General features: G+C 56.6%; 16 protein-coding genes and 1 pseudogene. 1 reads left to right on the top strand and 16 read right to left on the bottom strand.

Features of this window, described 5'->3' with window-relative positions; genetic code table 11:
• Positions 1-114: 114 nt before the first annotated feature.
• The 10 genes and pseudogenes from RX328_RS10565 to RX328_RS10525 all read right to left on the bottom strand — a co-directional run bounded on the left by RX328_RS10565 (position 115) and on the right by RX328_RS10525 (position 12,227).
• Positions 115-2,166: a prolyl oligopeptidase family serine peptidase gene (locus RX328_RS10565; protein WP_213255602.1), complete on the bottom strand. Its 2,052-nt coding sequence runs from the start codon at positions 2,164-2,166 to the stop codon at positions 115-117.
• A gap of 143 nt (positions 2,167-2,309) precedes the next feature.
• A complete protein-coding gene (locus tag RX328_RS43435; RefSeq protein WP_409410895.1) occupies positions 2,310-2,678 on the bottom strand; it encodes a GTP-binding protein in 369 nt (122 codons plus the stop codon).
• 174 nt (positions 2,679-2,852) lie between these two features.
• Positions 2,853-3,316 (bottom strand): annotated as a pseudogene (locus RX328_RS43430) (CobW family GTP-binding protein); the annotation flags it as partial.
• Positions 3,313-4,941, bottom strand: coding sequence for an amidohydrolase (locus RX328_RS10555; RefSeq protein ID WP_213255596.1), 1,629 nt, complete (start codon positions 4,939-4,941; stop codon positions 3,313-3,315). The gene RX328_RS10555 and the pseudogene RX328_RS43430, both read right to left, overlap by 4 nt.
• Positions 4,942-5,048: 107 nt before the next feature.
• Positions 5,049-6,296 (bottom strand): ABC transporter substrate-binding protein, encoded by a 1,248-nt coding sequence (locus tag RX328_RS10550; protein WP_213255594.1) that lies wholly within the window; start codon positions 6,294-6,296, stop codon positions 5,049-5,051.
• Positions 6,297-6,326: 30 nt separating this feature from the next.
• Entirely contained in the window at positions 6,327-7,310 is a 984-nt protein-coding gene (locus RX328_RS10545) for a branched-chain amino acid ABC transporter permease (RefSeq protein ID WP_213255592.1), read from the bottom strand.
• Between the two features lie 45 nt (positions 7,311-7,355).
• Complete coding sequence (locus RX328_RS10540; protein WP_213255590.1) at positions 7,356-8,231, bottom strand: branched-chain amino acid ABC transporter permease; 876 nt, start codon at positions 8,229-8,231, stop codon at positions 7,356-7,358.
• A gap of 15 nt (positions 8,232-8,246) precedes the next feature.
• Positions 8,247-8,960, bottom strand: coding sequence for an ABC transporter ATP-binding protein (locus tag RX328_RS10535; protein WP_213255588.1), 714 nt, complete (start codon positions 8,958-8,960; stop codon positions 8,247-8,249).
• On the bottom strand, positions 8,957-9,748 hold the full coding sequence (locus RX328_RS10530) for an ABC transporter ATP-binding protein (protein ID WP_213255586.1): 792 nt from the start codon (positions 9,746-9,748) through the stop codon (positions 8,957-8,959). Before RX328_RS10530 ends, RX328_RS10535 begins: the two co-directional genes overlap by 4 nt.
• 25 nt (positions 9,749-9,773) lie before the next feature.
• Positions 9,774-12,227 carry an FAD-dependent oxidoreductase gene (locus tag RX328_RS10525; protein WP_213255584.1) on the bottom strand — a complete coding sequence of 818 codons (2,454 nt, stop codon included), beginning with the start codon at positions 12,225-12,227 and terminating at the stop codon, positions 9,774-9,776.
• A 220-nt stretch (positions 12,228-12,447) separates the two neighbouring features.
• On the opposite strand from RX328_RS10525, the gene RX328_RS10520 reads away from it, so the two are divergent.
• Positions 12,448-13,110 (top strand): cupin domain-containing protein, encoded by a 663-nt coding sequence (locus RX328_RS10520; RefSeq protein ID WP_249727088.1) that lies wholly within the window; start codon positions 12,448-12,450, stop codon positions 13,108-13,110.
• A 329-nt stretch (positions 13,111-13,439) separates the two neighbouring features.
• On the opposite strand, the gene RX328_RS10515 is transcribed toward RX328_RS10520, so the two are convergent.
• The 6 genes from RX328_RS10515 to RX328_RS10490 are packed head-to-tail and all read right to left on the bottom strand — an operon-like array spanning position 13,440 to position 19,787.
• On the bottom strand, positions 13,440-15,089 hold the full coding sequence (locus RX328_RS10515; RefSeq protein ID WP_213255582.1) for an amidohydrolase: 1,650 nt from the start codon (positions 15,087-15,089) through the stop codon (positions 13,440-13,442).
• Positions 15,090-15,117: 28 nt separating this feature from the next.
• Complete coding sequence (locus RX328_RS10510; RefSeq protein WP_213255580.1) at positions 15,118-16,107, bottom strand: CobW family GTP-binding protein; 990 nt, start codon at positions 16,105-16,107, stop codon at positions 15,118-15,120.
• The gene (locus RX328_RS10505) at positions 16,104-17,255 is read right to left on the bottom strand and encodes a branched-chain amino acid ABC transporter permease (RefSeq protein WP_312018114.1); all 1,152 of its coding nucleotides are present in this window, start codon (positions 17,253-17,255) and stop codon (positions 16,104-16,106) included. Before RX328_RS10505 ends, RX328_RS10510 begins: the two co-directional genes overlap by 4 nt.
• Positions 17,252-18,229, bottom strand: a complete 978-nt coding sequence (locus RX328_RS10500) for a branched-chain amino acid ABC transporter permease (RefSeq protein WP_249727087.1) — start codon at positions 18,227-18,229, stop codon at positions 17,252-17,254. Before RX328_RS10500 ends, RX328_RS10505 begins: the two co-directional genes overlap by 4 nt.
• Complete coding sequence (locus tag RX328_RS10495) at positions 18,226-18,957, bottom strand: ABC transporter ATP-binding protein (protein ID WP_213255576.1); 732 nt, start codon at positions 18,955-18,957, stop codon at positions 18,226-18,228. The genes RX328_RS10500 and RX328_RS10495 overlap by 4 nt, the downstream gene beginning before the upstream one ends.
• Positions 18,954-19,787, bottom strand: a complete 834-nt coding sequence (locus tag RX328_RS10490; RefSeq protein ID WP_213255574.1) for an ABC transporter ATP-binding protein — start codon at positions 19,785-19,787, stop codon at positions 18,954-18,956. Before RX328_RS10490 ends, RX328_RS10495 begins: the two co-directional genes overlap by 4 nt.
• Position 19,788: the final 1 nt, after the last annotated feature.

Raw genomic sequence — 19,788 nt, 5'->3', positions numbered from 1 at the left:
CACGTCCCAAATTCGATCGCCACCGTTCGGAGAAGATTGAACGCGGCTCTCGTGTCCACACTATCTCGATGCCCTTGTTGCATCAGACCAATCTCACGTCGAAGTCGGTGAAAATTATGACGCAGTAGGACTAGTGATCTCGGACAGTACGAAGGTAAGCCACTCTGTGTTGAGGCGCATGCGCACCTCAGCTGCGGCCGCGGCACCGTGGCCCTCGTTTTCGTGGATTCGCAGTAAGGCTGGTTTGCCTTTCGCTTGTGCGGACTGGAGACGCGCCACAAACTTTGAGGCATGACAGGGCGGGCAACGTGGGTCGGTCGCGCCAGCAATCGCTAGAAGCGCCGGGTACGCAACACCAGGCCTGATAGCGTGATAAGGCGACGTTGCGAGGATACGCTCAAGGTCCCGCGGATCATCAGGATCGCCAAACTCGATGTTTCCATGCAAGTAGGGTCGCGTGAACCAGTCTACGAGGTCCAGCACTGGCACGAGGGGAACTGCTGCAGCCCAAAGATCGGGTCTTTGCGTCATCGCCACACCAGCCATCATACCCCCGTTTGACTTTCCGGCTACGGCCAGCTGCGCAGGTCGGGTAAAACCCTTCTTGATCAGGTCTTCGGCAACGGCGTATAAATCGTCGTAGCCGTTCTGCTTGTTTTGAGCTCTCCCCTCCAGCCACCAGCCAAGTCCAAACTCTGAACCGCCCCTGATATGGGCGTGGACGAAAATACAACCGGCCTCAACCACGGTGGCCATGGCACCTGGGAATTCAGGGATGAGCGGACGATTGCTCGCCCCGTATGCGAAGATCAGTGTGGGACGCGGCCCGGTTTCCGTCCGTCTCTTTCCAACGACATGATAGCGCACAGGCGTGCCGTCCTTTGACCGCGCCGTGCCTTCTTCCACGATCGCATCGGGAATAGTTGTGGCAGGCGCAACGACTGTTTCCAGACCGCCACTTGATGGGTCATGCTTATATATGCCCCATGAAGTCGTTAGCGTCGAGACCACAAACAGAGCCGTTGTTTCGAAGGTTGGTCTCGTCAGGTTCATGATCGGAAAGATGCCCTCGGTAATGGCACCGAGAGCGGGCAGCCTAACGCTATCGATAAACTCGCCGTTCAATCCGTAGATATGAACGCCAGAATAGGTGTCATCGAACAAGGTGACGTAGAAACGGTTTCCTGCCGGGATGATTGTCCGGAAAACAACATTAGATTCCGGAACGATCTCGCGCCAGGTGTCCGTTGAGCCATCACCGGATAGAGGTATACTGACAATCCGCCCCCGATTGGCGCCAACGAATGTTACAGCGATGTATTGATTGCCGAACACCTGACCTGGGAGTCCGCCCTCTGCCTCGCGAACGAAAGAACGCCATTGGGCATGCGGATCAGCGAGATCAAGCACCGCAATGGGAACAGGGTCCGATAGTCCCTGCACCGCAATCGCCCATGTAGTCCCGGGCCTAATGAATACACCTCGATAGTCTGTCTTTTGAGGCCAGGTAATGTCCGCTCGGCCGGTTTGTTTTGACTTGAGATCGTGAAGGAAGACTTCGAATCCTCCATCCACGGATCGATTTGGCAAGCCCGTGAAATAGAAGCCGCGGTCGTCGGGCAGCCAGTGAACGCCGCCCGTCCAATTGTCCATCAGTGGAATATCAGGCCCATCCGGTAAAACGTGGCCTGTCGATACGTCGATCAATATGATGCGATTATTTTCACTCCCATCTTCGCACAATCCGAGAGCGAGTATTTTTCCATCCGAGCTTGGGCTGATCCAGGTGATCGTAGGTACGGCTGACTCGAGATCAGTCGTGTCATATAGGACACTTCCGGACGCGGGAAATTTTGGCCCCGTCCGGACAGCCGGCCTGCCGCTTTCGAGATTGCTCGAGATCCAAAACCAAGCGCCCCCAGCGAATCTCGGAAGTTGGTCCGGCCGAGCGACATCATATCGGCCGATGGCCTCCGAAACGAATTCGCGACTCGGAAGCCCGGCAAGGTAGTGGGAGGTCAGTCGATTTTGTTCCGCTACCCACGCCTGCACCCGCGGGCTGGTTTCCGCGAGCCAGTTATACTCGTCGGGCACATCCTTTCCGCCTAGTCGAACTACCGTCGTTTCCGGAGTCGTGGCAGGGTAGTCAAAAGCTGAAGGATGCATGTCACTTCTCCAATTGCGCTGGTTCGTGTTTGGATTCGCCTACCGAGGCTAACTCTCGTTGCTAGCGATGCGATATCCTGTTCGCACCGGAGCCAGCAGATGAGTTGCCGGCGACGGCAACAGGTGAGCCCGAGCCGGAGGAATTAAGAACAAGGGACCGAAGATGGCCCAGGACTGCCCGATTGCAAACGCTGAATTGGTCCCTGATGAGTCAGAAGGCAACCGTCGATTATGGCTTGTATTCTGGCAGGGTCGAAACAATCTCTGCGCCCTATTGCGACGAGCGAGTTCCGGCGGATGGACGTAAGGCGCCCCTGAAAATCGAGAGAAGATCGTTTTCCGACCAATTGGAATAGAGCAGGCTCGCCTGGCGCATCATCGAAGAACAGAAACCCCTTAGCACGATAGATGCTCACCGGAAATTGTCTAACGGCCTCGCGAAATGCAGCCAGACTGAGCAGTCGATTTGACTGCCAACTCCAGGAAACAAACGTGCGATCGTGCGTTTGCATCTCTCCGTCGACGAGACCGACAGCCCGTACCGCCCTCAACCGTCTCCTTCGCTGATGCTCCACTCCGAATACGATTTCGGGAGGAATGTCTACGTGTGCTGCCTCAAGAACTCGCACGGATGGCAACGCATCGCGCAGAGTCTTGGAAACACACTTGATCGCCGCCATCGAGCTTGCATCCACCTTGTTGAGGACCACGATATCTGAAACGGCAGCCTGTTCGATGGCAAATTCGGTCTCCTCATAAGTTAGATTTTGACAATTTAGACAATCAATCAAGCAGATTATGCTGTCTACGATTAGCCGATCACTCACGCCGTTCGAGAAGAATGTTTCGGCTACGCGGCGCGGCTGTGACACTCCACTGGTCTCGATAATGATGTGATCTGGACGAGTCTCGGTTGCAAGAAGCCGGCGAACACCGCCGATCAAGTCGGCATTGATATTGCAATGCAGCCATTCTTCAGCGAAACGACGTCAGACCTGATCTCGCCTATAAATTCGGCATCTATGTTGAGGGCTCCGAAATCGTTCACAAGAACGCCGAGGCGACGCCCGTGCGGGTTAGCCAGCAATCGGCGAACGAGAGTGGTTTTTCCAGCCCCCAGAAAGCCGCCGATGATCGTGATCGGCGTCATTTCGGGTTCACGGCCGTCTCTACCCGCACGCCATCGACATAGGTTCCGAGTACCTTGATGTTGCGCAAATTTTCTGGCTCGACGGAAAGCGGGCTCTGATCAAGCACGACAAAGTCCGCCCGCTTTCGTTCGACGATACTTCCGACCAGGTGTTCCATCTGGAGGTGGTGCGCAGCATCGATTGTTATTGCCTTCAGGGCAGTCGTGATATCAACACGCTCGTCGCCGCCCAGCACCGCACCCGATTGCGTTCGCCGTGTCGTTGCAAAGTAAAGGCACAACATCGGATCAGGCCATGTCATCGGCGAGTCACAATGATAAGAAACCCGCATGCCGAGCCTGGCCGCCGTTCCGAATGGCAATATGGTGTCGGCGTTTTCTGGACCGAACATGTCCTGCCGCATGGGATCACCCCAGTAGTAAGCAAGTGGATTGAAGAAACTACAAACGAGCCCAAGCTTATGCGCACGCTCGACTTGATCGGGCCTCATCATCGTGCAGTGCTCCAGACGGCAAGGTCCGTTTCGATTCGGATAGACCTTGAAAATCTCTTCATACAGATCCAGCGTGATGTCGACCGTCGTATCGCCTTGTGTGTGTACGGCCAATTGCCAGCCTTGCGAAACCGCAGCAGTCATCAGCCTCGCCTGCTCATCCCGGCTGTAGGTTGTATGGCCAAGATTATCGGTCGGCAGACCCAGTTTCTTGATGGTCAGCTCCGTATTGAGATAGGGGCGTGACACCGCAGCCGTGCCAACGAAAAGCGAGCCGTCTGCCCAGAATTTGATTCCGATGGTCCTGAAGCGATCATCGCCGTCTCCCAATTTCGACACGTACGGCTTGTCAAGCACCCCTGACTCATAGACGCGAATGCGGATGGGCAGCGTTTCCTGCTTGCGGAGAGCATCGAAGTAACCGGCCCACTCTGGGAACATGCCGATTTCCGCAGTCGTCGTGTATCCAGCGGCGGAGTATTTCGCCAACCAACCCCGCAGCTCGCGGACGGCACGATCTTTTCCGCATTTCTCGAAGAATATGTCCCGTGCATGCCAGCTTGCGTTCTCAGCGAACTTCCAGGGACGCCCCTTTTCGTCTCGAGAAATCTGGTTCGCAAATTCGGGACCGATCTCTCCGTTCAGACCACAGGCCTCAATCGCTTTGCTGTTGAGGTACGAAGCGTGAAAATTAAACAATGTTACGGATAGAGGGTTGTCAGGCGCAATACTATCAAGTTCGTCTCGACTTGGCTCCTTCATTCCCTGATGCAGCGTTGAATCCAAACCGACGGCCATGATGTAGTCGCCGGGTTGGGCTTTTGCGACCCGGCGCCTAATCTTGGCAAGCGCGGCGTCGTAGGTCGGGGTATGCACGGCGCGGATGTCAATAACTGGGTCCCCCCAGGTCAAGGCGCTGAATAGAGGGTGCCCATGCGCCTCGATAAAGCCCGGCAGAAGGGCCGCGCCTTTGAGATCGATGAGCTCTGTTTCTGACTGACCAAGCACGAGAATGTCATCCGTGCTGCCGACCCTATCGATCTGGCCATGCTTTACCGCCACTGCTTCGGCGATCGGCCGCACGTGGTCCATTGTCACAACCGTGCCGTTGAAGAATATGCGATCGACCATCTTATCCTCAAACTGTTGCCGCTGCTTGGGTAACAGGCGCGCGTGGACCGTCGTGGAAGTTCGGCCCGGCGACGGGTCTTGGGCGAACCAATCCACACGGCTGCGAGTTAAGGCTTCTTTGGATCTTGTAGGTCCACGCTGGAGATCACTTTGCCGAAGTGCACCCAGCGGGTGCCGTCAAACTTCTTCATCTGCAGTTGCTCGATGGGATAGAAGTCGTCGTCATTGGTGGTCATAGCCATGCCAGGCAGAAGCAGAGGCAGGGTCACTTCTTTCATGCTGGCCGCTTGCTTCATGACATTGGTACGAGTTAAATCATCACCGCACTGTTTGAGGACGTGGACCAGCGTCTGAGCAACTGTGTAGGCATAGGCATTGGACTTTGAGCTTTTGTCACCGGCCGGATAGTACTTGTCCATGAAGGCATAATAGTCCTTCATTCCCTGGTCATCAGCCCATTGTGGATCCCCTGTGTCTTTCAGGTAGGCCGTCGAGAGAATGCCGGTTGAGGCCTCAAGGCCGGCGGGCTTCAAGACGTCGCTGACCACGTCGGACACATTGGAGAGGATTTGCGTCGGCTTCCAGCCGATCTCGTAGACCTTCTTGATCGCTTGAGCGGCGAGTTTAGGCGTGGCAACATTGATGAAGACATCCGCTCCAGACGCCTTCAACTTAATCACTTCCGAGTCCACCGTCGGCTGTGATGCCTCATATGGCGCCGCGGCGACAATCATTGAGGTCTTATCGCCAAGCCCTGTCTGAAGACCTTTCAGAACGTCCTTGCCGAAATCATCGTTCTGATACAACACACCGATCTTGGCGTTCGGCATATTCTCCATTAACCAGCGGGCGTAAATAATGCCTTCGCTTTCGTAACTCGGCTGCCAGCCCATAGTCCAGGGAAACTGCTTGGGGTCCCCGAACGTAGCGGCGCCGGACGACACGAAGAGCTGCGGCACCTTCTTGCCATTCAAGTATTTCCGAATAGCGATATTATTTGCGGTCCCGAGCGGCTGAAAAAGAAGAAGGACCTCGTCGCTCTCCGTCAGCCTACGCACCTGCTCAACCGACTTGGGTGGCGAATAGCCGTCGTCGTAGGAGATGAACTTGATCTTCCGCCCATTGATGCCACCTTCGTCATTCAGCTTGTTGAAGTAGGCGTCGAATGTCTTGGCGATCGTCGAATAGGCCGATGCTGGACCGCTGTATGGGTTTGTATTGCCTATCTTGATTTCGATGTCGGACGCGGCGGGATCGTACTTGCCTTCTGCATAACTCGCGCCCGAGAGCGCAAGACTGGCGCTGAGCAGGAGACCTGCACTGCCGTATTTCAGGATCGAGCGTCTGTTCTGCATGGCTTTGCTCCATTTTGAAACCGCACTAATCTATTTTTTCGATGCGAGCGCCTTTACGGCGCGCACGAGGCCGCCCAGTCCGCTCGGGATGACGTACATGAGAAGGATCAGGACGAGCCCGTAGACCGCGCCGGAAAGCCCCTTGGAAATAGTCTCTGCGAAGTTTGGGACGAACAGGACGAAGGCGCCACCGAAGAGCGCGCCTGGCAACCAACCGACGCCGCCGACGACAAGACCGACGAGGAGCGCAACAGAGAGCGAGAAGGTGAAGGAATCGGGCGCGACGAACTGGACCACGATCGCACCGAGTGCGCCGGCCACACCTGTGTAGAGCGCGCTCACACCGAAGGCGAGCGACTTGTAAACCGCCGTATTGATACCCATCGACCGCGCCGCGATCGGATTATCGCGGATTGCCATCAGGGCTCGGCCGCCGCGGCTCGCGATCAGATTGCGGGCGCAAACGTAAGCTGCGATCCCGATCGCCAGTGTGAATAGATAGAGCCATTGGTCCTGATCGAGTGGCAGACCGAAGGGCGCGTCGGGTTTGGCGAGCGTGATGCCTGTGACGCCTGCCGTCCATGGCTCGAAAGGCGAAAGCTTGAAGAGCTGCGGCGTGACGACAGCGAGTGCGAACGTTGCGAGTGCAAGATAAACGCCTTCAAGGCGCAGCGCCGGTAGGCCGAAGAGGAAGCCGACAACGAAGCAAATGATTCCTGCTGCCGGCAAGGTCCAGAAATAACCGACGCCCCAGCGATCCATCATGATGGCGGCCGTATAGGCGCCTACCGCGTAGAAGGCACCATGGCCGAGTGAGAACTGGCCGTTAATGCCGGTCAGGATGTTGAGGCCAAGGATAGCGATCGCATAGACGAGCACCATGGTGAACTGAAAGATGAGTAAATTGCCCACGAGGAAGGGCGCAGCAATCGCTAGCCCCAGGGAAATGACGGCAATTGTTCGCCTACCTGCAATGATGCGCTGCGCGGGATTGACGGCGGTGGGCTTGCTCATTGTTGCGGACGACTGCCGCGCGATCGATGTCTCTATCGTCACGGTTCAGACCCTCTGCACGACGGTACGACCGAAAAGGCCGGTTGGCTTGAAAACGAGGACGACTATGATCAGGAAGAGCGCAATCGGCAGCTTCAGCTCCGAGCCGATGACTGGGACATACGTACCGGCGAGATTCTCGATGACACCGACGGCGATGCCGCCCGCGACTGCTCCAGCGGGGTTCGCCAAACCGCCGAGCACGGCGCCAGCAAACCCGTAGAGGAGAATCGATAGCATCATGTTGGGCTCGAGGAAGACGATGGGTGCGATCAGAATGCCGGCGATCGAGCCAATCGCTGCAGCCATGCCCCAGCCGAGCGCCGCCATCCGTCCGACACGAATGCCGACAAGACGAGCTGAGACCGGGTTTTCCGCTGCCGACCGCATGGCGAGGCCAATTCGCGTGTAGCGGAAGAAGGCATAGAGCAGGACGAGGACGAGGAGCGTTACGGCGACCATGCCGATCTGCTGGTTACTAATCAGGCCGCCGAGTTGCGAGCCTCCACCGAAGGGGCTGGGAAAGGGTCTGGTGGTGAAATCCCAGATGAAGCTTGCGAGGCTGTTGATGACCGCGTAAAGGCCGATAAAGACAACGACGTGGCTCAGGACTGGGGCGTCGCCGAGTGGCCCAATGATAATGCGCTCGATGGCTATTCCGCCAACGAAGGAGACCGCCACAGTCAGCGGGATCACGAACCAGTAGGGAAGGCCCCATTGAAGTAGTTGCCAGGCGATGAAGGTTGAGAACATCGCCATCTCGCCCTGAGCAAAGTTCAGGTGGTGGATCGCCTGGTATATCATCACGATGGCGAGTGCCATGCAGGCATAGATGCCGCCCGTCGCGATGCCGGTTACCAGTTGCTGGATCAGCAACTCCATTTGTTGTGCATCCTCTCAGTAGCCTAGATAGGCGGCGCGAATGGATTCGTTATCGCGGATTTCAGTAGCGGTCCCCGACATCAAGATGCTTCCGGTCTCGATCAGGAACGCGTGGTCGGCGAGTTCGAGGGCGAGCGCTGCGTTCTGCTCGACGATGAGCATGCCGACACCCTCCTCCTCATTGACTTTGCGCAGGATCGAGAAGAGCTCGGCGACGATCATCGGAGCGAGGCCGAAAGAGGGCTCGTCAAGCAGGATCAGCTTCGGTCGCAACATCAAGGCGCGGGCGACGGCGAGCATCTGCTGCTCGCCGCCTGACAGCGTACCGGCTTGCTGTCGACGGCGCTCCTTCAATCGTGGAAACCAGTGATAGATGCGCTCGAGATCAGTGGCGATTGAGGCTTTGTGCTTGCGTGTGATCGCGCCGCACTGGAGATTTTCCTCTGCCGTCAGGCCGGTGAAGGTGCCACGACCTTCCGGCACATGAGCAATGCCGAGCCGCGCGATGTCCTCGGTCGCGCGCCTAGCGATGTCGACGCCGTCGAAGACAATGACGCCGCTGTGCCCGATCATGCCGCATACGGCGCGCAGCGTCGTCGTTTTCCCGGCGCCATTTGTACCAAGCAGGGCTGTCACTCCACCTCGCTCGACAGTAAAGTCGATGCCCTGAAGGACGCGGAAATCGCCATAGGAGGCGCGCAACCCGGTGACGTTGAGAAGCGCCGTCAATGCGTGTTTCCTCCGAGATAGGCGGCGATGACGTCGGGGTTATTCTGAACTTCGGCGGGTGCGCCCTCAGCGATCTTGCGGCCGAAATTGAGGACCACGACCGTGTCGGAAACCGACATGACGAGGCCCATATGGTGCTCGACGAGGAGCACGGTGACACCACGATCGTCTCTGATCTGGCGAATCAAGCGCCCGAGCTCGGCGACTTCCTCATGGTTGAGCCCACCAGCTGGTTCGTCGAGGAGAAGCAGGCCGGGCTTGATCGCAAGCGCGCGGGCCAGTTCGACGCGCTTCTGCGTTCCGAAAGGAAGACCATTGACTGGCAGGTCCGCCACATCTGCGAGGTCGAGATAGTCGATCAGTTCCCCGGCAACGTGATCGATATGCTTTTCCTGTCGCCGCACCCAAGGAAGCGCCAGAGAATCGGAGAACAGGTCGCTCCCGCTCTTCGAATGGGCGCCGACGCGGATATTGTCGCGCACAGACAGCTGGCGGAAGAGTGACACGTTCTGGAATGTGCGTCCGATGCCGATCACCGGCATCCGGTGGGCTGGGCTCGACAGGATGGAGTCGCCTTCGTAGATAATGTCGCCGGAAACGGGCGTGTAGAGCCGACTTAAACAGTTGAAGAGCGTCGTCTTGCCTGCACCGTTGGGGCCGATCAAGCCAAGGATCTGGCCCCGATGCAAATCAAAGCGAATGCCGTCGAGCGCTAGAATGCCTCCAAAATGGACAGCGACGTCGCGCACGGAGAGCTGCGGCTCTAAAAAGGCGGCGCTCGCGCTCATGGCATTCCTCCTGTCCGCGATGAACCTACGCAGTGATCTTCGAATTAGAGGGATCATAGTGCGCAGCAAATTGCGCTGCTGCCCTATGGCGCTTGCCTGCTACCTCGATCTCGAATTTTGATGCGGACAGAAACGAGGCGTCTATTCCGTCGCCGTTCTCGACGTAGCCCATTGCGAGGGAAGCGCCGACACGATGTCCATAGGCGCCAGAGGTAATAGATCCGACCAAACGGCCATTAGCCCATATGGGCTCCTGATGGTAGACAAGCGGAGCATCCGGTTCGATCATTCTGAATTGCACGAGCCGGCGGCGTACGGATCCCTGTTCTTTCTGTCGCAGCAATGCCTCGCGGCCAATGAATCCTCCCGGTTTTTCCAACTTCACCGCAAAGCCGAGGCCAGCTTGGTAGGGTGTATCTTCCGGCCCGATGTCGTGGCCCCAGTGGCGATAGCCCTTTTCCATACGCATAGAGCCAAGAGCAAAGTAGCCAGCCTGCGACAAGCCGTAATCAGCGCCAGCCTTAACGACCTTGTCAAAGACATGCGCCGCGAACTCGGCCGGCACGTAGAGCTCCCACCCGAGTTCGCCCACATACGTGACGCGGCTTGCGCGTAGCTTCGCGTAGCCGATCTCGATTTCGTGGCTGGATGCGAACGGAAAGGACGCATTCGAAAGGTCGCAACCTGATAACCGCTCAAGCAATGGCCTCGCATTAGGTCCCATAAGACCGAGCATGGGCAATCCCGACGTCACATCTCGGATAAAAACATGGGCCTCATCTGGAGTGTTGCGTCGCAACCAAACTAAGTCGCGTGTCTGCGACGTCGCCGCCGTCACTACCAAGTAGGAATCTTCGGCAAGCCGAGTGACTGTAATGTCCGCCTCTATCCTGCCGCGCTCGTTTAGGCATTGCGTATAAACAAGCTTGCCAACGGGCACGTCCACATTGTTGGCGCAGATCCGGCTGAGGACTGCACAAGCATCCCGCCCGTCTACCATATACTTGACGAAGCAACTCTGATCGAACAGTGCGACGTGCCCGGCTGCGTTACGGCACTCCTGGCCGACGATATCGAACCAGTTTTGCCGGCCATATGAATATTCAATTTCCTTCGCCTTTCCGTCGGGGGAGAAGTACCCGGGCCTCTCCCATCCGGCAGCCTCCGTCATCACTGCGCCGAGTGCTTTCAACCGATCATGGAAGACGCTTTGACGAACATCGCGCGCCGTCGTGTATTGACGGTAGGGCCAATGCATATCAAAGAGCAGGCCAAGAGCCTCTTTCGTCCGATCGTAAAGATACGACTTGTTCGATTGGAACGTATGCATACGGAGAACATCGACATCGGCGAGATCGACCGGTGCGTGGCCCTCCTTGATCCAAGAGGCGAGGGCCTTTCCGATGCCGCCGGAAGACAGAATGCCTACCGAATTGAACCCGCAGGCCGTGAAGAGACCCGATACCTCGGAAGTCTCGCCAAGCAGGTATCGATTGTCAGGTGTGAAACTTTCGGGGCCGTTGAAAAACAGCTGTATGCCGGTGTTGGCAAGCACCGGAACCCGGTTGACCGCCATATTGAGAATTCGTTCAAAATGATCGAAGTCCTCAGGCAGCGAGTCAAAACAGAAGTCCGTCGGAATACCATCGCGAGCCCAGGGCTTCGCCTCCTTTTCGAAGCATCCCACGAGCAGCTTGCCGGCATCTTCCTTGTAGTAAGCCTCCTCATCGGTCACGAACAATACCGGCAGTTCGCGCGGTAAGTCTGGAATTGCGTCAGTGACGACGTAGAAGTGCTCTGCTGCATGAAGAGGCAAAGAAATGCTATGCTTCGAGGCAAACTCGCGTGACCACATGCCGCCGCAAATGACGACCTTCTTGGAGCGAATGTCACCTTCATTCGTCGAGACGCCTGCGGCACACCCGTGCTCAATTAGAATCCGGTCGGCGCGCAGGTTTTCAATGATTTTCGCACCGGCCATACGCGCGCCCTTCGCGAAGGCTTGCGTAACGTCGGCAGGATTCACTTGGCCATCTTTGGGAGCCCATATCCCTCCAACGATGCCATCCAGATTGAGGAGCGGCCAGCGCTCCTTGATCTCCGCAGGCGAGACAGCATGCATCTCAAGGCCGAAGTTGCGTCCCATCGAAGCGCCGCGCAGCAATTCCTCGAGGCGGCCAGGACTTTTGGCGAGCCGCAGAGCGCCGTTTTGCTTGAAGCCTGTTTCCTGCCCAGTCTCGGGGCCGAGACTGTGAAACAATTCGCCGGTGTATTTGGCTAGCTCCGTCATGTTTCGGGTGGCGCGCAATTGCGTCACGAGACCCGCGGCATGCCATGTCGTTCCGGATGTCAACTGCTTGCGTTCGAGTAAGACAACGTCGCTCACACCGAGCTTGGTGAGGTGATAGGCGACCGAACAGCCCGCTATGCCACCGCCGATAACTACGACTTCGGCCTCCTCGGGAAGCCTTCCTGCCATTCTTACCGTCCCACGAGATGAATTGTCGTAGATTGAAATCTACAAAAGTGAATATTGCAATAGAGAAATGACACTTTAGTGCGTTTTGTTGGCAGGAGAATCTATGCGAAAGGATAGAATCTATGCGAAAGGATCAAGTGCACGGCTTGCTTAGGCTCAGCAGAGATAAGCGGAATTGATCCCGTCCCACGCCTGCACTCGATCGATTCAAGGAGCGAACATGAGTTCGATGATCAGGACGCCGCCCAAAATGCTGCGCCCTTCCAATCTGGAGGGACTGGCAGAGCAGGCTGAGCAACCCGTCAACGTGGAAGAATTGCTCAATGTCGGCGACCGTATCGGAGGAGAAATCAAGAACCTACGCAAGGCGCGTGGCATCACGCTCGACGCACTTAGCGACGCCGCGGGCTTGTCAAAGGGATATCTCAGTCAGATCGAGCGTGGGGTCTCGAGCCCTTCGGTGAAAGCTCTTCATAGTATCAGCCGGGCGTTGGGGGTCACAATCAGCTGGTTTTTTCCGCCGAAGGCCGATGATGACAGCGATTTGCGTGACTATGTTGTAAGAGCAAGCTCACGACGGAAACTGACCTTCGTAGGTGGCATTACTGATGAGCTTCTGTCCCCCAATCTTGGCCGGCAGCTCGAGCTTCTGAGATGCACATTCCCTCCTGGCTCCGAAAGCGGCAAAGAACCCTACACGCATCAGGGTGAGGAAGCGGGATATGTGATTTCAGGTGAGCTCGACCTTTGGATCGGCGAGCGTCATGTGGTTCTACGCGAAGGCGATAGTTTTGCATTCGCAAGCGACCTTCCCCATCGTTACGCAAACACCAACAAACGAGAATGCGTGGTCGTATGGGCCATCACGCCTCCGAGCTATTGAAGACGAACGGCAGAGGCGTCACTGTTTACGCGTCCTTCAAGAGCCGATAATCGCCGGCGGCTTGAACCGACGAACGTCTCACCACACTCAAATTGCAGAGCAATCTGCACGGCGTCGCCTGGTACGAATCACCGCCGGCCGTCCTTGGTAGGCGGCGGGGGCAACCGAGCAACTACTGTTGTCGATCAATGGGTTGGATGGTCTGAACAAAAAAACAGGGCCATCGCGAAAATGGCGCCAGTCTGGGAGGAAGCGCTTTCGAGCGGCGGCCATACGCCCCATGGACCGCGTGCAGTACCTACGTCGATCTTGTCAGCCACCTGGGTCAGTTAATTCCGCGACGAAACTCGAAAGAAATCGCCGGTATCGACTCCGCCGACGACTGTCCCGACGATCGAAATCTGAAGAATTCGGTCGGTTTCACAGACAACGGGATCTCGATCAAGAATGACGAAATCTGCAAATTTGCCGGAGGCAATACTCCCGATTCTATCGTCCATCTGCAGTTGATATGCCGCGTCGATCGTGATCGCCTTCAGCGCTTCTTCCATGGACACGCGCTGCTCAGGGCCAAGGACTGCGCCCTTCATTGTGCTTCGGTTGACAGCGACATTCAGGCAAACAAGCGCATCTGGCCACGTCATTGGAGAATCGCAGTGATAGGAGACCCGCATGCCCTTTCTTGACGCCGAGCCTGACGGAGCGAAGCGAGCCGCGCGCTCTTCGCCAAGCAGATAGTCGCGGAGCGCTTCGCCCCAGTAGTGGACGTAAGGCAAGAAATAAGAGCAAACGACGTTCAGTCGAACGGCACGATCGATCTGATCCTCGCGCATGATCCCGCAGTGCTCAATGCGAAGCGGCCCGGACACCTTCTGAGCGCCGACCCTCTCGATAACCCTCTCATAGACATTGAGGACCATGTCGATGGTCCGATCGCCATGGGCGTGGACCGACATCTGCCAGCCCTCACTCACGTATTTGGCGACCAATTCGTGCAATTTCTCTTCTGAAATGTTGGAATGCCCCGTGCTATTCTCAGGCAACCCCATTCCTTTGAGTGTCATCTTGTTGTTCAGGTAGGGGCTTGTGGTCCAGACGTTGCCCAACAGGACGGAGCCGTCCGCGTGGAGCTTGGTGCCAATCATCCGGAAATCGTCGTCGCCAAAATTGCGGGCAACGGTCACCTCACCGCCCAGATGTTTCGCTTCGTATCCTACAATACGGAGCGGGTTTCGGCGCGATTTTACCAGAGCGTAGAGCATTGGGCCCGCGCCAGGCTCAATCATGATCTCTGACGTGGTGGTATATCCTGCTCGCACGAACTTCTGCACCCACTCCTCGAAGCTACGCTTTTTTCGCTCTTCGCCGCAGACCTCGTAAAAGCGGTTGCACAGTTGCCATGCCGAAGTCTCGGCAAACTTCCAAGGAAGCCCGTCTGCTGCGTCGAACACCTTTCCGCCAAGTGGCGGTTTGTAGTCAGCGCCGATTCCAAAAGCGGCGAGGGCTTTAGTGTTTATGAACACTCCGTGAAAGTTGATTGTCTGAACAACGATCGGATTGTTGGGGGCTATGTCGTCGAGAAGTTCGCGGGACGGCTCTTCCATGCCCTCATGCAGTTGCGGATCAAGTCCAAGAAACCAGATGATTTCATCAGGCTTCGCCTTCGCAACACGTCGACGCATCTTCGCAATCACCGCGGAAAACGTCGGCTCATGAACCGCTCGAATATCGACGACAGGGTCGCCCCAAGCCAGCGCACTCATCATGGGATGGCTATGGGCCTCGACGAAGCCGGGCAGCATTGCCCTTCCACCAAGATCGCTCCTGATCGTATCGGCGGCCGCGAGCCTTTCGATGTCCGCCTTAGAGCCGACCGCCAGAACCCTGCCTTCTCGAACCGCAACGGCCTCGGCGATCGGTTTCGCTGGGTCCATGGTCCGGATCGGGCCGCCAAAGAATATTCGGTCAGCTGTCTTCATTTGGACCACCCTTCTTCGATTATGGTTTCTATTCGCAAATCTTCGGACGCCTTGGACGCCGGCGCTGCGCGATTGGTAGGGCGGCACGCGCACCGGGGCACAGGTCAAGAGCCGCGTCAATCGCGCTCCTGTCGAGTTCTCCTCGCCGGGCGATCAATACGACCTGGCTTCTCTCAGGACCTTCCGCGCTCCCCAGTTCGACGGAAGATCGCTTTCCTACGAATTGAAAGATGCCCCGTGACGGGCGCTCTTGGTCCTTGATCGTCAGACTCAACAAGCCCTTGCCGCGCAGAATTTGGGACGGGAGAGCCTCGGCAAACCGTCTGAAGGCTTCAGCACGAATTGGAGCATCCCAGTAAAAGGAGGCGCTTTCGTAAACATCCGAGTGCTTACCCTGCACCGCCCCTCGAGCTCTGTGTCGGACTTGTTCCGTCGGACCAAAAAGAATTTCAGGTGAGACCTGCGCATTCACAACATCCAACAGCTTCATGCTGCGTTGAGCTGCTTGAAGCATTTGCCTGACTTCGAGCTGAACCGCCTCCGGCACTAAATCGGTCTTATTCAACAAGACCAGATCGGACATGGCCGCTTGATCGATTGCAAGCTCCGTGCTTTGGTAGTCGAGCTCGAGTATGTTGGATGTATCGATCAAACAGAATAGGCCATCTACATAGAACTGCGCTCTGATAGGATCGCTGTCGAAGACTCTCAATACGCCAGCGGGATGAGATACACCGCTGCACTCGAGCAGGACCCGTGTGAACTTGCTCGAAAGACGGCTGACCGAAACCAAACCAGACGCCAGGTCGTCTCGGATTGAACAACAAACGCAACCGTTGCTCAGCTCTATCTGATTTTCAGTCTCGACCTTGATGAGGTCTTGATCAATATTAATCGCACCAAAATCGTTGACCAGCACGGCAAGACGTTCGGATCCAGGGTTATGCAAGAGATGATTGATGAGCGTTGTCTTGCCCGCGCCGAGAAACCCGCAGACGATGGTCACTGGAAGCATCATCTCGCGCGTCCCATCCAGCGATAGACAATGCTGAGGCGCTCCTTGGCGGATGGCTTGCTGCTGGAATCCAGCCTCCGCGCGGGACGACGCAACACTCCAACGATTCCGGTTGGGAAGTAATAGACTGCCAGAATGAAAAGCAGTCCGAGCCACAACATCCAGCGATCCGGGGACAGCACCTGGCCGATTCCCGGCAATGAGCCTAATGCCGCGCTCGCGCCTTTCAGTAGATCCTGCAGATAACCTTGCGCCACTAAAAACGCGGCCGCTCCCACGATACTGCCGTAGATCGTTCCGACCCCGCCGATGATGACTATCATGAGGATATCGAGCATGATTTCGAACGAGAGCGAGGCGTCCGGGCCGGTGTAACGAAGCCACAGCGACAGCATGACACCAGCCAGGCAGGAAAACACGGCAGCAACGACGTTGGACAGCGTTCGAAAGACAAAAACCGGATAGCCGATCGCTTCCGCTCTGAATTCGTTATCGCGGATAGCGAGCAGCACACGTCCGAACGGTGAATTCACGATACGGAGCAGCGCGAGAACGAATGTCACGCTCATCGCAAAAATGAAATAGTAGCAGACGACTTTGCCGTCGATGGTAAGCCCGAAGATCTTTGTATCCAACAGGCGGAAGCTTGGCATCAAAGCAGGCGGCAACCGGAAGATAATGCCATCTTCCCCGCCAGTCAGATTGGACAACTGAGTTGCAAGTGTTTGGGCCGCCGCCGACAGTGCCAGCGTGATCATAGAGAAGAATATCGCTCGCACTCGCAGCGAGAACAAGCCGATGACAAGCGCAAGCAAGACGGATACAACGATTGCCGCGCTCGCGCCAACGGCTAGGGAGGTCCAGCTCGCCCCCAATCTGATGATGGCGATACCGACCCCGTAGGCGCCGGTCCCGAAGAACACCGTATGGGCGAAACTTACGATGCCGGTATAGCCGAGCAGCAGATCGAAGCTTGCAACAAGAACCGCGAAGATCATGATCTTAACGCAAATGCTGATCGCCTTTGCCCCGGTTAACGCGAACGGCGCTACGAGGAGCACGGCAATGATTGCGATCAGCAGTATGATCAGAAGCCGGCTTCCTGGCCGGTCTCTGGATATCAGGCGTGTCCAATCGATCGACGTAGTCACCGCGCACTCGCCGGATAGAGCCCATTCGGGCGCCAAAGGAGTATCGTCGTCATCAAAGCAATGTTTGAGAATAGTGCGACCTTGGGCTCGATGAAGCTGGCGTAGTTCGCGCAGATCCCGACCAAGATCGCGCCCAGGAGAGCGCCCCCGGTGGATCCGAGCCCGCCGATGATGATGACGATGAAGACCAGTACGTTCATTTGGCTCCCGATCTGGGGGACAAGCGTCTGCTGGTAGAGGCCCCACATTACTCCGCCGAGGCCAGCAAGCGCGCAACCTGATACAAATGTCGCGACGAAGAGGCGTCGCACGCCGTAGCCGAGAGCCTCGACCATTTCGCGGTCGTGAACCCCTGCGCGGATCAACAGCCCGGTTTTTGTGCGGGTGAACACAAGATACTGGCCGAAGAAGACGAGAGCCCCAACCAGGAATGCGAAGGCGCGATAACGTTCAATCGCGACATCGGCGATCACGAAGGCACCGCTCAGAAACGGCGGCAGCGCCACATTTACCTGCTGTACGCCCCAAATAATCTTGATGATCTCTTCACCGACGATCAGACCTCCGGTCGTCACCAGAATTTGCATCAAGTGATCGCCGTAGACCGGCTTGACCAGCAATCGTTCAAACAGAAAGCCGGACATGCCGGCACCAGCGACGGCCGCTACGACGGCCACCAGGATCACGAGCAGATTCTCGCTCAGGTATGGAGATACGACGTAGCCGCTGAGTGATGCGAAGACGGTCGCCGAGAGATAGGCTCCAACAGTGATGAAAATGCCCTGGCCGAAATTCAAAACATCCATCAAACCAAAAACAATGGTCATGCCGGACGCGACCGTAAAGATAATCATCCCCATGGCCACTCCAGCAATCGTCAGAGTGAACCAAGCAGCCGGATTACCGATCGCCAAATATGCGCAGCCCATAAGAATGGGCAGGAGCGCCAAGGGCATCAGGTCGGATCGGTTCATGGACATAGCGCGAGACCCAAATGCGTTTTAAGGAGGTCGTCACGCGCAAAGCACTCATCCGCGGGGCCCGTGTGGACGATCCTTCCGGCATCGATAATTGCCACGTCATCGCCGACGTCGCGCGCAAGCTGCAGATTCTGTTCGACCAATAATATACTGGCTCCGCTCTGCTTCAGTTTGAGCATAGCTTCAGCCATGTTGTTTACGATCGCCGGCGCCAACCCTTTGCTTGGCTCGTCAATCAGTAGCAGCTCTCGGGGTTCGACGATTGCCCGCGCCATTGCCACCATTTGTTTTTGACCACCGGACAGTTTTCCAGCCGGCCTGTTCCAAAATTGATGAACGGCCGGAAACAGTTCAAAAATCCACTCAAGGCGCTGCTGATCGATATCTGTCACGCGCGAGGCGTTTCTCGCTGCCAGGAGCATGTTTTCCTTCACACTGAGGTTAGGAAAGATGCCCATGTTCTCGGGCACATAAGCGATACCGAGCCGCGAGATCTCTGAGGTCGAGCGACCTACAATGTCAGTGCCGGCGAAGCTTATGCGGCCTTTTGAGGCCGGCCACAGGCCCATAATCGTGCGCAGCGTCGTCGTTTTGCCCGCACCATTTCTTCCAAGGAGAAGTGTGATCCGATTGCGTTGAGCGCGAAAGCCCACCCCCTGCAGGATGTGGTATAAGCCAATGTGGGTGTGAACGTTCTCAAGATTGAGCAAAAGTTCCGTCACATCGCGCCTCGTCTCGAACCGGCATTTGCGCCCAGGTAAGCTTCCTGTACGATTTTCGATTCAATCACATCGGCTGGCTTACCGTCGGCCACGAGCTCCCCATTGTGGAGGACGATGATACGATCGGCGAGATCGCGGACGACGTCCATTTTATGTTCGACAAGAAGTATCGTCTTGTGGCTCAAATCTTTCAGATCGCGAATGAGGTTCAAGACCACCGGAACTTCGTCGGCGCTCATGCCGGCCGTTGGTTCGTCAAACATGTACACTTTCGGATCCATGGCGATGAGCATGGCAACCTCCAACTTACGTTGGTCGCCGTGCGAAAGAGTGGCAACCGGCTCACCGAGTTGATTCGCCATCGAGACGGATTTGAGAATATCAGTCGCTCGCTCGATCAGATCGCTTGCATCGCTCCAAATGCTCCAGAAATTGAGACCATGGCAGTGGCGACCAGCTTGCATCGATTGCGCAACCAGGCGAATATTTTCAAAGACAGTCAGGCGCGGGAAGAGATTGGTAAGCTGAAATGCACGGCCTAGCCCTCTCTTTGCCCGTTGGGCTGCGGACAAGGCTGTTACATTTTCTGCGCTAAGCCATACTTCGCCGTGGGAAGCTGCGATTTGACCCGAGATCAGATTGAAGTAAGTCGTTTTGCCCGCACCGTTTGGACCAACAATGGCGGTAAGCGCACCGCCGTTGAAGGACGAGCTGACGGCATGTACGGCCCGATGTCCTCCAAAGGAAACGCCAAGATCGACGGTCCTAAGTATTGCCGGATTGGCACCTGCGTTAAGGGAAGCTGCGCGTTCGGACCGATTGGGGGACATG

Origin of the sequence: Bradyrhizobium sp. sBnM-33 (assembly GCF_032917945.1) — a bacterium.
GTDB lineage: Bacteria > Pseudomonadota > Alphaproteobacteria > Rhizobiales > Xanthobacteraceae > Bradyrhizobium.
This window is presented reverse-complemented; position numbering and strand designations above follow the sequence as displayed.

Coding starts and splice junctions, on each gene's coding strand:
- RX328_RS10525 (WP_213255584.1), bottom strand. CDS start 12,227: ATGGCAGGAAGGCTTCCCGAGGAGGCCGAAGTCGTAGTTATCGGCGGT.
- RX328_RS10555 (WP_213255596.1), bottom strand. CDS start 4,941: ATGGTCGATCGCATATTCTTCAACGGCACGGTTGTGACAATGGACCAC.
- RX328_RS10545 (WP_213255592.1), bottom strand. CDS start 7,310: ATGAGCAAGCCCACCGCCGTCAATCCCGCGCAGCGCATCATTGCAGGT.
- RX328_RS10520 (WP_249727088.1), top strand. CDS start 12,448: ATGAGTTCGATGATCAGGACGCCGCCCAAAATGCTGCGCCCTTCCAAT.
- RX328_RS10515 (WP_213255582.1), bottom strand. CDS start 15,089: ATGAAGACAGCTGACCGAATATTCTTTGGCGGCCCGATCCGGACCATG.
- RX328_RS10565 (WP_213255602.1), bottom strand. CDS start 2,166: ATGCATCCTTCAGCTTTTGACTACCCTGCCACGACTCCGGAAACGACG.
- RX328_RS10500 (WP_249727087.1), bottom strand. CDS start 18,229: ATGAACCGATCCGACCTGATGCCCTTGGCGCTCCTGCCCATTCTTATG.
- RX328_RS10530 (WP_213255586.1), bottom strand. CDS start 9,748: ATGAGCGCGAGCGCCGCCTTTTTAGAGCCGCAGCTCTCCGTGCGCGAC.
- RX328_RS10490 (WP_213255574.1), bottom strand. CDS start 19,787: ATGTCCCCCAATCGGTCCGAACGCGCAGCTTCCCTTAACGCAGGTGCC.
- RX328_RS10510 (WP_213255580.1), bottom strand. CDS start 16,107: ATGATGCTTCCAGTGACCATCGTCTGCGGGTTTCTCGGCGCGGGCAAG.
- RX328_RS10540 (WP_213255590.1), bottom strand. CDS start 8,231: ATGGAGTTGCTGATCCAGCAACTGGTAACCGGCATCGCGACGGGCGGC.
- RX328_RS43435 (WP_409410895.1), bottom strand. CDS start 2,678: ATGCAAACGCACGATCGCACGTTTGTTTCCTGGAGTTGGCAGTCAAAT.
- RX328_RS10550 (WP_213255594.1), bottom strand. CDS start 6,296: ATGCAGAACAGACGCTCGATCCTGAAATACGGCAGTGCAGGTCTCCTG.